This is a genomic window from Armatimonas sp. (assembly GCF_031410135.1).
Lineage (GTDB): Bacteria > Armatimonadota > Armatimonadia > Armatimonadales > Armatimonadaceae > Armatimonas.
The window spans coordinates 1-12,893 of record NZ_JANNYP010000617.1; the positions used below are offsets into that span (position 1 = coordinate 1).

The window sequence follows — 12,893 nt, forward strand, 5'->3', positions numbered from 1 at the left end:
GCCGATCACGATCTGATCGCCCAGCGCGAGTGCGACACGGGTGATGCGCTGGCCGTTGACGAATGTTCCGTTGGTACTCCCCAAGTCTTCGAGCGCCACCCCGCCATTCTCACTCACAAGCTGTGCGTGCCGTCGCGATGCCTTGGTATCGGCGGGAAGCGCGGCGCTGTTGCCGGGATCGCGCCCAAAGACTAGCCCGGCTTGCAAAGCAAAGCTCTGCCCAGAGTGTGGCCCCGCAACGACGGTCAAGCGACTCCCCCCAACATTGGCTCCCCCACTCGTGGGGGCGGGGGGGGCGATGGCGTACGGCGACACGCCTGGCTGCGCGACCGGCGCTGCGGGCGCTTGCTTCACATCGCGGTTTTCCAGCACGGTGCGCTGGCGGACTTGTTTTTCAAAGAACACCAGCACCCGATCCACGATCTGAATCTGGTCGCCCGAGCGTAGCTTCTGCTCGCCCGCCACTTTCGCGCCATTGACCAGCACGCCTATCGGAGACTCGCCCGTGTCGCGAACGATATAGCCGCCGCTGGGAAGCGCGACTAGCAGCGCATGGCTCCGCCCGATCTGCGCGTTACCAAAGAGCGGGATGTCGCACAGCTCACTTCTGCCGATCTTGCTCTCGGCTTTCTCTAAGAGAATTTCTTTGCTGAACTCATTGCGACCCACCTGAATCTTCACCCAGGCCTCTTTGAGCCACTCTTGAACCAGTGCGATAAACAGCCCAATCATCGCGCCGGTGATCACAAAACCCAGGGTTCGTGAGACCGCTCCGGCGCGGACGCCGGGCATCAGATACGGCGCGATCTCAAAGACTGCACCGCCCAAGAGGCCACCAATCGCGCCCCCAATCAGGCCGTTGCGCCCTACACGGACGCTCTGCTTGCGCCAGCCCTCAGCGGTTCCGGCGAGCGCGCCGATAAAGCACCAACCGAGGCCGCGGGCGATCACGTTGCCCAGAAACGCCAGCGGGTTGCGGGCCTTCTCCACATAGAGCGGCCCAAAGACCGCCATGCCAAACGTAATCCCGACAAACCCCGCCGCAATCCCGATTCCCAGCCCAAAGCCAATTGCGCGCACCCAGTCGCGGGTTCCTGAAGCCAGGTTATTGGCGACACCAAAGAGCGCCCCCAGAAATCCGCCAAAGCACACCGCTGCTGTCGTTGTATTGTTCAGGTCGGTCTTAGTGGGCGGCCACTGATCCGTGATGCGCAGGATTCCGGTGACATCGGTGAGGAAGACGACCAAGAGCCCGGCGGCGGCTCCCGCCAGCAGAAAGAGTAAGATACGCGACGGGAAGTTCATTTACGGTTTCCCCTCCCCCGGCTCCGCTCGTCCCTCACTACGCCACCCCCTCCCAATAATGGGAGAGGGTTAGGGAGTGGGTTCTGACTCCCCCTCTCTCCCGTTATCGGGAGGGAGGGGGCAGGGGGGAGGGAGGGGAAACACTCACGCTTCATAGCGAAGCCTCGACGAGCCGATCTTGATCTCATCGCCGTGAGAGAGTACTTGGGGGTTGGTGAGGCGCTGGCCATTGACAAAAGTGCCGTTGGCGGAGCCACTATCGGAGAGCTCCCAACCCGTGCCCGTGGGCAGAAAGACGGCGTGCTTGCGGCTGACGGTGCTATCGGTGGGGAGGGAGAGCGTGTTGTCGGGCTCGCGCCCTACAGTGAGCGCGTCTAGGAGCGGGATAACTTTCCCAGCGGCAGGGCCTTGGTAGCCAACGAGCTTGGGCTGGCCCGTTGGCGCGGGGAGAGGCGGCGCACTAGGCGCTGCCGCTCCACTGGCGACTGCGACACCGGCGGGGGCAGCTCCCGCGCTGGGGAGATCCGAGAGCGAGGGGAGCGGTGGGAGTGGAGCCACGGCGGGCTTGCCAACGGGAGCGGCGGCGGGTGGTGCTTCCTGCGGCAGCTCGACCCCGAGCTGCTTGAAGGCCCCCGTGACCGTCATGCCCTTGCTTTTCAGAGCACGCCAGCCGAAGAACCCACCCACGCCAAGAACCGCGAGGCCGAGCCAGCCCGCAATCAGGCTACTGCTGTTGTTGGACTCAGGTTCTTTTTGCTGCTGAACGACCACCACCAACGGTGCAGGCGTTGCCGGGGGCGGCGCGGGCGTGGCGGCGGCAGTCGGCGAGGCTTTTGGATCGGGGGTAGCCGCAGGCGAGGCTTTCGGGTCAGGGGTGGGACTAGCTTTAGCTCCCCCAGTATTGGGGACGGGGGGGGCTGGCGTGGCGGCGAGCGTGGTCTTGGGGGGCTCCAGCTTCGGAGCGGGCGTTGGTGTCTGTGCCCATGCGCCCGTGGCGATAAGTGCGAAGGCCAGTGCTGTCAGCGATTTTCTCATAGGTCGTCAACCTCTCCCGATTCTAAACGTTGTCGTGCGAGGGGCAAGGCATCCCGAATCTCACTTGCCAAGGAACCCACAGGAAGCGTCTCCCCTGCAATGGCATGCCAGTAGGCTCCGCAGCGGGCGGCGCTCTCGGCGCTGAGCCCTCCGGCCAGTAAGGCAGCGATCACGCCTGTGAGCACATCACCGCTTCCCGCCGTTGCCAGCGCGACCGAGCCTTCCCGGTTGTAGTATAGCTGACCTGTGGGGCTTGCGACCAAAGTTCGTGCGCCTTTGAGCAGTGTCACCGATCCAAAGTTCTGCGCGACACGCCCCACCACCTCCGTGCGGCTGGCCTGCACGGCGCTGGTTTGCATTCCCAAGAGCCGCCCCAGCTCGCCCGGATGGGGGGTGAGAACCCGCTCGCGCTCGGTGAGGCTACTCAGAAGCGCGGCTTTCTGTGCGATAGCGTTGAGCCCATCAGCATCTATCACGAGGGGCAACGAGGTATTTTGAAGAAGCGCTTCGATAAACTCCTGGACGGCTTGCCCAGCAGTCATTCCTGGTCCCAGCGCAATTGCATCGGCACGCTCTAGCAATGGCAAGAGCGCGGCGAGTGCCCCGGCTCCCCCATGCGTTCCCTCGGGTGTCTCGGGCAGGGGGCGAATGACAATCTCGGCAGAGAGCGCCGCGACGGTAGCCACGAGGCTCTCGGGGACGGCAAGATAGACCAGCCCGGCTCCTGCTCGAAGCGCCGCCGTAGCGGTGAGCACAGCAGCTCCGGCCATGCCCCGTGAGCCTGCGATGACTAAGACGGTTCCAAACGCGCCTTTATTCGCATCGCGGCCCTGCGTGCGTTTGGGGAGTGTGGCGCGAACCCAGTCAATCGTCGTGAGCTCTTGCGCGGGCGGCGCAAAAGTCGGTAGGCCAATCCGGGCGACGGTGACTTTTCCCGCATACTCCGCGCCAGGATAGAGCAAGAGCCCTGGCTTGAGTGCGCCCAGAGTGAGCGTCGCCTTCGCCCGGATAGCCTCGCCAAGAACCTCGCCCGTGTCGGCATTGACTCCAGACGGAATATCGCAAGCGACAATGGGAACTCCTGAGGCATTGGCAGCCGTAATAGCCTCGGCGATAACACCGCGTGGTGCACCCGTCGCGCCGGTTCCGAGCAGGCAGTCCACGAGCAAGTCGTAGCCCGAAAGCGTGGCGTCTTTCAGGGACGCGATTTTTACGCCGCAGCGCCGTAAGGGAGCAAAGTGGGTGGCGGCAGCTCCTCGGATCTCCTTTTCGTCTCCCACTAGCAGGACCGTGATCTCTTTTCCCGCCACTGCCAGGTGCCTTGCCGCCACAAACCCATCGCCGCCGTTGTTGCCCTTGCCACAGAGAAACGCCACCCGCTGCGACCCCGCGCACGCCTGCGCGAGTGCCGCCCCGGCAGACTCCATCAGGCAGACGGCAGGAACCCCCAGGTCTTCGATAGCCTGGCGATCCGCCTCCCGCATCTGTGCTGCCGTCACAATTCTCATGAGCCTGCTCTAGAAAGTTCTGAAAAAATCAGAACTTTCTTTTGGTCTGCTTTCCTATTTCTTTTGTTCCAAACGGAGTTTATATTTTTCCACCTGGCTTTAACGCATGCACGCTCACCGACCGCCCACGCTTCTCCAGCTCGGTTTTAAGTGCCTCGGGGGTGCCCGTCAGCAGCGGAAATGTCCCCCAGTGGATCGGCACCACATCGGTGACGGAGCTCAGAAACTCCAGCGCATAGGCGGCTTCACGTGGCCCCATCGTAAACCGATCCCCGATAGGCAGAAACGCCAGCGTCGGGGTGTAAAGCTCACAGATAAGCTGCATGTCGCTAAAAAGCGCCGTGTCTCCTGCATGATAGAACGCAAAACCGGCGCTGTCGGTTACGACAAAGCCCGAGGCCACTCCCGCGTAGACCACTGTCTCTCCGTCTTCAGTGCCGCTGGAGTGAAGTGCCGGTACCTGTGTGACCGTCAAACCGAGCTCAGGAAGCGTCACGGAGCCCCCCAGGTTCATTCCCACAAGCTGGCTCTCTGGGACACCCTGTCTTCCCAGGTAAAGCGCAAGATCGAACATACACACCACGGTTGCGCCGCTCTCTGTGGCGAGGCGCACTGCATCGCCCATGTGGTCACCGTGACCATGCGTGATCAAAATCAAATCCAGCGGGCCGGGGTTCTTCAGCGCCACTGGGCAAGCCGGGTTGCCATACGTCCACGGCTCGATCAAAATCCGCTTCTGAGCTTGTGTCTCAATAAGCACCGTCGAGTTCCCCAGATAGGTAGTCGTGATATTCATTTACTTTCTCTTTCCTTTGACATCTACAAATTCGCAGTTATCCACAGGTTATCCACAGGCTAGTGCGAGTTATCCACAGGCACTGGCAAGTCATGATTCTCGAATTCGTCCCCACTTTCGGCAGGAAGCGGCAGGTCTTTCCAGAACACCGTGGCCTCCTCGATTGCTTTCAGGGCTTGCAGCAGCTCGGGGTGGGCGAAGAGAATGTGCCAGGCACGGCGCAAATAAGGCAGTGCTTGCCGAAGCTCCAGACAGGGAGTGAGCGCGATCTGGTGGAGCGCTTGGGCCGCCTGCCGTGCGACATCGCCGGTGCGCTGCCAGCGTAGGAGCGCCGTCAGTGACGAAATCTCGGCGGCGGTGGATGCCTCGCGAAAGACGAGAGGGTCAATCCCATCTTTGGTGCTTATGGGGAGACTAAGGCTCGTCTTGATCTGCCTTGCGATAAGAGGCGCAGTACGCACGGTGCAGGCTTGGATTGCCTTCCAGGCACTGTCAGAGAGCAGGGGGTAGTGTCCGAGCAGCGCACGTAGCTCGTATACGAGCGACGGCTTCTGTGGAGAGCTTCCCTTGGCATAGGCAATCAGCAAGGGAAGGATCACGGAGGACGATCCCGAGAGCGCCAGTAGCTCCACAATCGCCAGGAGCTGCGAGCCTTCCGCCGTCCCCAGCGCCGCCTCTAGCGGAGGAATCGCGCTCTGGCCAAATGCAGTGAGCTGTTCCCGAGCACGCACACGAACTTCAGGCTCATGTACCTCCAGAAGCGCGATGAGCTTCTCCGCGCTCCTGTGCCAGAGAGGTAGCTCCGTATCCGAGGGCATCGTCGGCTCGGGCATCGTACCGCTATTTCGACTCCAGCGCCTTGAGCTTTTTCTCAAAGAGCAGTGGGCCAAAGGGGAGCACGGAACCCACTCCGAGGAGAAAAGCAAGCGTGAAGGGGAGCTTTTTAGTGAGAAAGGCAACCCCCAGCATTCCGATATAGAGCACCCAGAGTGCGCCATGGGCTGTGCCGACGATCTTAACGGCTTCGGGCTTGTCTGCGTAGTACTTGAGGGGCATGGCGACCCCGGTGAGCAGAAGAAACGAGACGGCCTCAATCAGGCCTAGGCGACGGAGATTTTGGATCATTGTGATAATGATACCCAGCCGTAGACACACTCCGGCTCCCCAATGCGCACGGCCCAGCCGGCATCGCCATAGCTGAAGTGCCAGAACTCCTCGGCGCAGTTGGAGAAGCCTGCGGCGAGCATCGCGACAAAGAGGATCTCGCGGTTACGGACAGCTCTTTCGCTCAGGCCCGTGGCGAGACTTCGGGCGGACTTCCAGCCCGTGAGCGGCTTGCGTAGCTCTGCTTTTTTACCTGAGGGAAGCAGCAGATGCACGTCCACGGCGGCTCCCGTGCAGTGGCCCGGCGGAGCAGGCTGGTCGTGGGGGGCAAAGAAGCGGCAGGTCTGGCGGCGGCGCGTGGCGTAGCTCCAGTCCGGGTGCTTTTCGGTCAGCTCGGCGAAGTATTTATCAAAGAGCGCCTGCTGAGCTTCTTTGGTGCGAAGCGCCGTCGTGACGTGGAGTTTATAGCCCGGCGGAAGCGCTTCTTGGGCCTGACTGAGCTTCTCGGCGACGGTCTTTCGCAGATAGGGCAGACACTTTCGGGAGACGCAAACGCCGGGGCAGTGCTTGCGAATGTCTACCAGAGGCTCGCCACACTCGCGCTCTTTCACGCGATTGAGCGCCGCAATCGGCTCCGGGCCACTGACGGCTTGCAGACGCACAGCCAGCTCGGAATTAAAAACGGCAGTTCGGATACGGCGCGGCATGGGCTATAGTGTACCCATGTTCGATTGGCAGCTACACACGCGGATTATCTGCGGCGCGGGCGCTCTGGCGCAGCTTGGGGAGCGGACGCGGGAGCTGGGGACACGGGCACTGCTCGTGAGCGACCCGGGGATTGTCGCGGCGGGGCACACGGCGCGGGCGGAGGCGTTTCTGAAGGCGGCGGGTATCGAGACCACTCTCTTCTCCGATGTTCACGCGAACCCAACCACCGATGACGTGGACGCGTGCCTAGAAGTCGCGAAAGCTTTCCGACCCGATGTGCTGATCGCGCTCGGTGGTGGCTCGGCGATGGACACGGCCAAGGGGACGAACTTTCTCCTGACCAACGGCGGGCAGCTACGCGATTTCTGGGTCGCGAATCCAGCGCGTCGTGGATTTGCCCAGCCGCTCCTGCCCTGTATTACTATCCCGACTACGGCAGGCACGGGAAGCGAGGTGCAGTGCCATGCGCTCATTGCGGATGCGAAAACCCACGCCAAGATGGCGCTTGGTGAGGCGGGTGCGGAACCAACGCTCGCGCTCTTAGATGCGGAGCTAACCCTCACGCTGCCGCGCTCGGTGACGGCACAGACGGGGATAGATGCCCTGGTGCATGCCATCGAGACGGCGGTGACCAAGCCCCGCACACCACACTCCCTGCTCTTCTCTCACGAAGCGTTCCGGTTGCTTGCTACCAACTTTTCCAGAGTTCTGGAAACCCCCGAAGACATCCAAGTGCGTGAGGCGATGCTGCTGGGCTCCACGTGGGCGGGGTTGGCGATTGAGTACTCGATGCTGGGGATCGCGCACTCGCTGGCCAACCCCCTCACGGCACACTTTGGGGTAGTGCACGGGCAAGCAGTCGGGGTGATGCTGCCCCATGTGATCCGATTTAATGCTCAAGACTCCGCCCCATGCCATGCTTACGAGGCTCTGGGGCAATCGCCCGAAGCTCTGGCGGGGCAAGTGACGGCCTGGCTAGAGCAAGCGGGGCTTCAGACAAGCTTGCGTGGCTGTGGCGTTGACGAGTCTGCCATTCCCACACTAGCCAGCGAGGCAGCGCGACAGTGGACGGCGGCGTTCAACCCACGCCCGGTCACTGTGGAAGACCTGGCCGGGCTCTATCGAGCGGCGCTTGATAGTGTGGCAGGGTAAACTAGAGACATGCCTGCGCGTGTTTTGCTCTGCTCCTTAGACGGGGTTCGCCCCGATGCGATTCTTGCCTGCCACACTCCCACAATTCAGCGACTCGCACGAGAGGGTGCCCACACCTGGAGCGCCTCGTCGGTGATGCCCTCGGTGACCCTGCCGTGTCATACGTCGATGCTGCGTGGTGTGGATGTTCCTCGGCATGGGATCACTAGCAACACGTTCACGCCGCTTGCCCGCCCTGTGCCCAGCGTGATGGACGCGGCGGCAAACCACGGCAAGCGAGTCGGTTTTTTCTACAACTGGGAGCAGCTTCGGGATCTAGCCGCGCCGGGGAGCCTAAAAGTCAGTGTCTGCTTTGGCGAGGGGCATGTCTTTGAGACGGATCAGAAAGTCGCCGATGCCACGATTGCGGCACTGAATAGTGACTCGCTGGACTTTGTCTTTGTCTACTTTGGTCACCCCGACGAGGCGGGCCACGCCCATGGCTGGATGAGCGAGCCCTATCTGAAGGCCATCGAGAATGCGGATGCCTGCCTCGCACAAGTATTGGAGCACTGGGACGGCATTGTCTGCGTGGTGAGCGACCACGGCGGGCACGGACGGAGTCATGGCACGGACTGCGCCGAGGACATGACCATCCCCTTTGTGCTTCATGGCCCCGGAATTGTTGCGGGTCGGGAACTCACCGAGCCCATTTTCCTGTACGATGTCTGTCCGACGCTCGCCCATGCACTCGGAATCCCCGCCTGCCGTGAGTGGGATGGCCGCGTGGTGTTGGAAGCGTTTGAAAAAAAGCGGTGAGGGAGTATGGACGAAGACCTTAAAAAAGACAAGCTGATACAAATACTCCTGGGGATGGGAGCGACACTGGCCGTGGGGGTTTATGTCGTCTCCGGCAACTTCAAGGTACGGGAGTGGTTTACGTTTCTGCCGCCACCGCCGCCACCCGACACGCTGATCTACCATGCCGATGCCATGCGTCAGGCATTCCAGCTCAAAGAGTACTCCATCGCTCTCTCGCAGGCGGAGTGGGTGCTCCTGCACTCCAAAGGTGGTTTGGAGCTGGAGGCCACCCGTGTCCGCGCGATGTGCTTGCTCCGTGTCCAGCGCTTCAAGGATGCCGAAAAAGCCTTTCGGTTGATGGTGAAGAACAACTCCAAGGACATCTCGGCTCGGCTGGCACTGGCGACCGCGCTTCGTGGGATGGGAGAAGATAATAAGGCACGACTAATTCTGCTCCGTATCCTGAAAGACCCAAGTGTGGATACACAGCAGTTTGAGGCCGCACGGGCCTCACTGAATGCCATGGATGGAAAAGAGCCTCTCTTTTCGGATCAGCCCACACCACAACCCTATGCCACCCCAGGGCCCAGCCCCTCGCCCTCGCCCGAACCGCTGGCACCTATCGCCCTTAATATCCCCGGGGTCTCTCCCAGTCTGAGTGCGCTCATGGCTTCTGTCACGCAGCCAACACCAACGCCCCAACCCTTCTGGTTCCAGCCGATGGCACCGAGAACGGTCATCACAGCGCCGACTCCAGAGCCGAATGTCGCTCCCGTGACCCTGACAAACCTGCGGCCTGAACCGAAACCCAAGCCGGAGCCCACTGGCACTCCAGAGCCGGGTGAAATCGAAACCGGCGAACTGGGCACTCCCGTTGCTCCTGGCTCCGCTACGGCACCTCTGGAGATTCCCCCTCCCAAGGAAGTCAGCAACAAGCCAACACCCGCTCCCGCAAGCGAAACCGTGCGTCGTATCCTGCCCGCAACTCTCCCCACACCCGTCCCTAAGAAGAAGGCTCCGGCAATAAAAAAGCCCACAAGCTCGGTCAAGAAAAAGCCTATGCCGACAAAAAAGAAAGTGGACTCCAAAAAGAAGCCCACTTCCTCAACCAAAAAGCGCTCGTAGCGCTACTTTGTCCAGTCGCCGTCTACCAATCGCCAGATTCCCAGCGGGTTGCCGTCCTGGAGCTCGGCGGGGAGGCGGTGGTTTGTCACATTGTCGTAGCTGCACAGCATCGAGAAGCGGCTGATGCCGTGGGGAATCCCGACGCTGGAGAAGTACGGGTGGCCCGTGGCGGGGAAGGGGCCGCCGTGGTTCATTGCAGGGCTGACCGCAACCCCCGTGGGCATCTTGTTGTTGAGCAGCCGCCCCACTTTCACCCGAAGCGCGGGTGCGAGCGTTGCATAGAGCGCCTCGTCGGTGCCTGAGTCGCTGCTGTAGAGCGTGCCGGTGAGGTTGCCCTCCAGCGCATTCACAACTCCCAGCATCTCCTCATCGTTCTCGCAGAGCACGAGTAGACTGACGGGGCCAAATGCCTCGGTCTGGAGCGTCTCCGAATCAGCGATGAACTGCGCCCCCGTGACCGTGAGGATCGTGTTGGCGTAGCGGAAGCCCGGATCGTCGAAAACCTCGCCGCCACAGACCACTTTTGCGCCCGCCGCTTTGAGGGTCTCCACAGCTTCGGCCAACCCGTCACGACCGCCTTTATTGAGAAGCACGCCCGGCTTGGCCTCGGCAAACTTCGCCGCCGCCGCCGCCACAAATGCCTCAGCATAGGATCCTGCGGGGAGCACCACGAGGCCGGGATTGGTACAGAACTGGCCCGTGCCCATCGTACAGCTCGTGAAAAACTCCGCCGCGAGCGCTTCGCCATTGGCCTCCAGATAGCCAGGGAGCACAAAGACGGGGTTGACGCTAGACATCTCTAGGTAAGCGGGTTTGCCGTAGCGATCCGCCACTTCCTTGAGCTGCATCCCCGCCGAGCGGCTGCCCGTGAAGCCCACGGCAGCAACCGCGGGGTTCTCGATCATACCAAGGCTGAGCTTGTGATCCATTCTATAGAGCACCTGAATGCTCCCGACGGGCAGGCCAATCTCCGTGGCGGCTTGGTGGGCACACTCGGCCATCAGACGCGAGGTCGTTGGGTGCGAGGTATGTACTTTTGCGATCACCGGGCAGCGTGCCGCAATCGCCGCCGCGAAGTCGCCGCCGGAGATGGCATTGAAGGCAAAGGGGAAGTTATTGGGTCCAAAGACCAGCGCCGCGCCGCCCAGCGGTTCGTGGAGCGAGCGGATTCCCGCTTTGGTATCAATCACGGGACGCGTCCAGCTTCGGGCAATCGCCGCCTGCGCGGCCTGGCGAAGCTGCCCCGTGGTGCGGGGAAGCTCGACCGAGTTCAGGCGCGGCTCAGTGGGAAAGCCTGTCTCGGCGTGTGCCACCGCGACAAGCGCCTCGCGGTTGGCCTCCAGTAAGTCGGCGTATAAATTTAGAAATGCAGCAATCGTCTCGGGGCTAGTGGCGCGGAGTGCGGGCGCGGCCTGAGCCGCAGCAGCGAGCACCAGATCCACATCGGCCTTGCTGGAGACGGGATAGACATCGCCATCAAGTATCTGGCCGGTGGTCGGGTTGGTGGCAGTGAATGTGGCGGTGGGGGCCTCAGCGGCGCGCCACTGCCCGGCGATTAAAACGGGGTGGAGGGTGGACATAGCACAATCATTCTACCGCAGTGAACCCTTCCCTGTTTTTCTGGTACAAAAGAGGCGAAGATGAAATCGGAGGAGGCCCGCTGGATCGCGGGACTGCGTCGTGGGGACACGGCGGCGTTTGCTTGGCTCCTGGACACGTTCGGTGGACGGGTTCGTGGCCTCGCGCGTCGCTACGCCCGCTGCGAGGCGGATGCGGACGATCTGACCCAGGAGATCTTTGTGGCGCTGCATGCCAGCCTACCCAAGTTCCGGGGGGATGCCGCCCTCTCGACATTCATCTACCGCGTTACCATGAACCACTGCTTGAAACACCGTGCCCGCCAGAAACCGGAGAGCGTCCCCTACGACGATCTACCGCTGGCCGCCGCCGACACTGATGCCCCTGAGCGTGCTGCTGCCCGCAAAGAGCTGGCACAGACACTAGAGACCGCGCTGGGCACGCTGACCGAGGAGCACCGCCAGATTGTGGTGCTGCATGAGCTCCACGGGTTAACCTACACCGAGTGCGCCACGGCGCTGGGCGTTCCCGTGGGGACTGTCAAGTCACGTCTCTTTCACGCATTTCGCAAGCTGCGTGTCCAGCTGGAGGGCTACGTCCATGCTTAAGTGCCAGAGCCCCCTGCAAGAAGACCTGAAAGCGTATCTGGATAGTGAGCTGCCGCCCGTGCGCCATGCGGCGGTCGCCAAGCATCTGCTGAGCTGCCCTGCCTGTCAGAGTGAGCTTGCGGCCCTGCGCCTGCTCTCCACCCAGCTCACCGAGGCACTGCCTGCCCCCGCCCCTTTATCCGATGCCCTGCGTGCCCGCATCCTCGCCACGCTCCCGGAGACTCCCCAGCCACGGCCTCTTTTCGTGCCTTTCTGGCGACGCCCTCGATCGCTTGCCTTCGGGGGAGTCCTCGCCGCAGGCTGCGCCTTCTGGCTCTGGGCACGGGTTCCCGAGAGCAAGAAAATGAGTGCCCCCGCCGCATCCGTCGCCGATAAGGCAACCAACGCTGCTCCAGCGGCCTCAATAACGGAAACCAAGGCTTTTGCCGATAACGCGGCTAAGCCGACAATCGCTGCTGCCCCCGAAGAGGTCAAAGTGATAGCGTCGCCGATTCCCTCCACACCTACACCAGCGCCCCTACCAACACCTCTCACTGTTCAGAGCTACAATGGCGAGCTTAAGAGCGCCCTAAAGCAAGAGGCACCTAAGAAGCGTCAAGTCGTCGCGCTTGCCGAGCCAAAGGATGCCCTGGCTATCCCCACCTCAGAGACGCAAGGGGCAGAAGAAAGCGCCAAGAAGAAAGAGGCAGCATCCCCCATTCCCTCTGTACCCGCGCCTGCCTCCGTGCCTATGTCGAGATCAGCTAAGCTTTATACGAATAACAAAGCAACTGCAGAGATAAAGGCACAAGATAGCTCCGGGCAGCTCCAAGCCAATATTTCTCTGCGCGTGGTTCGGCCTGCCCCCACCAGCTACACACTCACCATCCCGACCGGCAAGCGTACCGAGACTCTGGAGACCATTCAAAAGCTGGCCGAGGAGCTCTCCATGACCGTAGGCGACGAGCAGCCCGATCTCAATTTGCGCCTCGCTCCCGAAAAGCGTGAGGCACTTCTGGAGCGCCTGAAGGCTCTGGGAGCCCTCACCGAGACACCACTGCCACCCGCCATAGCCACATTCGCGAATCCGATCAGCTCCACAGGGATGCAGCAGCGCAGTGCAGTCCCAAGTGGACAAGGTGGCGGCGGTTTTGGGGGCAGTGGTGCCCTCAGTAGTGACGGAGCACGCGGTGGGTTTGGCGGGGGACGCGGCGG

Annotated in this window: 13 protein-coding genes; 5 read left to right on the top strand and 8 right to left on the bottom strand. The window is 61.9% G+C overall.

What is annotated here, in order from left to right; genetic code table 11:
- The 7 genes from RMO15_RS22570 to RMO15_RS22600 all read right to left on the bottom strand — a co-directional run.
- On the bottom strand, positions 1 to 1,305 hold a 1,305-nt coding region (locus RMO15_RS22570), incomplete at its 3' end, for an FHA domain-containing protein (RefSeq protein ID WP_309717577.1).
- A 144-nt stretch (positions 1,306 to 1,449) separates the two neighbouring features.
- Positions 1,450 to 2,340, bottom strand: coding sequence for an FHA domain-containing protein (locus tag RMO15_RS22575; protein WP_309717580.1), 891 nt, complete (start codon positions 2,338 to 2,340; stop codon positions 1,450 to 1,452).
- A complete protein-coding gene (locus RMO15_RS22580; protein WP_309717584.1) occupies positions 2,337 to 3,848 on the bottom strand; it encodes an NAD(P)H-hydrate dehydratase in 1,512 nt (503 codons plus the stop codon). The genes RMO15_RS22575 and RMO15_RS22580 overlap by 4 nt, the downstream gene beginning before the upstream one ends.
- 79 nt (positions 3,849 to 3,927) lie before the next feature.
- Positions 3,928 to 4,644: a metal-dependent hydrolase gene (locus RMO15_RS22585; protein ID WP_309717587.1), complete on the bottom strand. Its 717-nt coding sequence runs from the start codon at positions 4,642 to 4,644 to the stop codon at positions 3,928 to 3,930.
- A 59-nt stretch (positions 4,645 to 4,703) separates the two neighbouring features.
- Positions 4,704 to 5,477 carry a hypothetical protein gene (locus tag RMO15_RS22590; protein WP_309717590.1) on the bottom strand — a complete coding sequence of 258 codons (774 nt, stop codon included), beginning with the start codon at positions 5,475 to 5,477 and terminating at the stop codon, positions 4,704 to 4,706.
- 7 nt (positions 5,478 to 5,484) lie between these two features.
- Entirely contained in the window at positions 5,485 to 5,769 is a 285-nt protein-coding gene (locus RMO15_RS22595) for a DUF3817 domain-containing protein (protein ID WP_309717592.1), read from the bottom strand.
- Positions 5,766 to 6,455, bottom strand: a complete 690-nt coding sequence (locus RMO15_RS22600; protein ID WP_309717595.1) for a M15 family metallopeptidase — start codon at positions 6,453 to 6,455, stop codon at positions 5,766 to 5,768. Before RMO15_RS22600 ends, RMO15_RS22595 begins: the two co-directional genes overlap by 4 nt.
- Positions 6,456 to 6,471: 16 nt before the next feature.
- On the opposite strand from RMO15_RS22600, the gene RMO15_RS22605 reads away from it, so the two are divergent.
- The 3 genes from RMO15_RS22605 to RMO15_RS22615 are packed head-to-tail and all read left to right on the top strand — an operon-like array spanning position 6,472 to position 9,513.
- Entirely contained in the window at positions 6,472 to 7,608 is a 1,137-nt protein-coding gene (locus RMO15_RS22605) for an iron-containing alcohol dehydrogenase (RefSeq protein WP_309717598.1), read from the top strand.
- Between the two features lie 9 nt (positions 7,609 to 7,617).
- Positions 7,618 to 8,406, top strand: coding sequence for an alkaline phosphatase family protein (locus RMO15_RS22610; protein ID WP_309717601.1), 789 nt, complete (start codon positions 7,618 to 7,620; stop codon positions 8,404 to 8,406).
- A gap of 6 nt (positions 8,407 to 8,412) precedes the next feature.
- On the top strand, positions 8,413 to 9,513 hold the full coding sequence (locus RMO15_RS22615) for a hypothetical protein (protein WP_309717604.1): 1,101 nt from the start codon (positions 8,413 to 8,415) through the stop codon (positions 9,511 to 9,513).
- Positions 9,514 to 9,515: 2 nt separating this feature from the next.
- On the opposite strand, the gene RMO15_RS22620 is transcribed toward RMO15_RS22615, so the two are convergent.
- The gene (locus RMO15_RS22620; protein ID WP_309717607.1) at positions 9,516 to 11,093 is read right to left on the bottom strand and encodes an aldehyde dehydrogenase family protein; all 1,578 of its coding nucleotides are present in this window, start codon (positions 11,091 to 11,093) and stop codon (positions 9,516 to 9,518) included.
- 60 nt (positions 11,094 to 11,153) lie between these two features.
- On the opposite strand from RMO15_RS22620, the gene RMO15_RS22625 reads away from it, so the two are divergent.
- Both RMO15_RS22625 and RMO15_RS22630 read left to right on the top strand, forming a co-directional pair.
- Positions 11,154 to 11,699, top strand: a complete 546-nt coding sequence (locus RMO15_RS22625) for a sigma-70 family RNA polymerase sigma factor (protein ID WP_309717609.1) — start codon at positions 11,154 to 11,156, stop codon at positions 11,697 to 11,699.
- Positions 11,692 to 12,893, top strand: a 1,202-nt coding sequence (locus RMO15_RS22630) for a zf-HC2 domain-containing protein (protein WP_309717614.1), incomplete at its 3' end; no start/stop codon positions are given. The genes RMO15_RS22625 and RMO15_RS22630, both read left to right, overlap by 8 nt.

Excerpts from the sequence above, each read along its gene's own strand:
- RMO15_RS22605 (WP_309717598.1), top strand. The coding sequence starts at position 6,472 with ATGTTCGATTGGCAGCTACACACGCGGATTATCTGCGGCGCGGGCGCT.
- RMO15_RS22615 (WP_309717604.1), top strand. The coding sequence starts at position 8,413 with ATGGACGAAGACCTTAAAAAAGACAAGCTGATACAAATACTCCTGGGG.
- RMO15_RS22585 (WP_309717587.1), bottom strand. The coding sequence starts at position 4,644 with ATGAATATCACGACTACCTATCTGGGGAACTCGACGGTGCTTATTGAG.
- RMO15_RS22575 (WP_309717580.1), bottom strand. The coding sequence starts at position 2,340 with ATGAGAAAATCGCTGACAGCACTGGCCTTCGCACTTATCGCCACGGGC.
- RMO15_RS22625 (WP_309717609.1), top strand. The coding sequence starts at position 11,154 with ATGAAATCGGAGGAGGCCCGCTGGATCGCGGGACTGCGTCGTGGGGAC.
- RMO15_RS22620 (WP_309717607.1), bottom strand. The coding sequence starts at position 11,093 with ATGTCCACCCTCCACCCCGTTTTAATCGCCGGGCAGTGGCGCGCCGCT.
- RMO15_RS22610 (WP_309717601.1), top strand. The coding sequence starts at position 7,618 with ATGCCTGCGCGTGTTTTGCTCTGCTCCTTAGACGGGGTTCGCCCCGAT.
- RMO15_RS22600 (WP_309717595.1), bottom strand. The coding sequence starts at position 6,455 with ATGCCGCGCCGTATCCGAACTGCCGTTTTTAATTCCGAGCTGGCTGTG.
- RMO15_RS22580 (WP_309717584.1), bottom strand. The coding sequence starts at position 3,848 with ATGAGAATTGTGACGGCAGCACAGATGCGGGAGGCGGATCGCCAGGCT.
- RMO15_RS22595 (WP_309717592.1), bottom strand. The coding sequence starts at position 5,769 with ATGATCCAAAATCTCCGTCGCCTAGGCCTGATTGAGGCCGTCTCGTTT.
- RMO15_RS22590 (WP_309717590.1), bottom strand. The coding sequence starts at position 5,477 with ATGCCCGAGCCGACGATGCCCTCGGATACGGAGCTACCTCTCTGGCAC.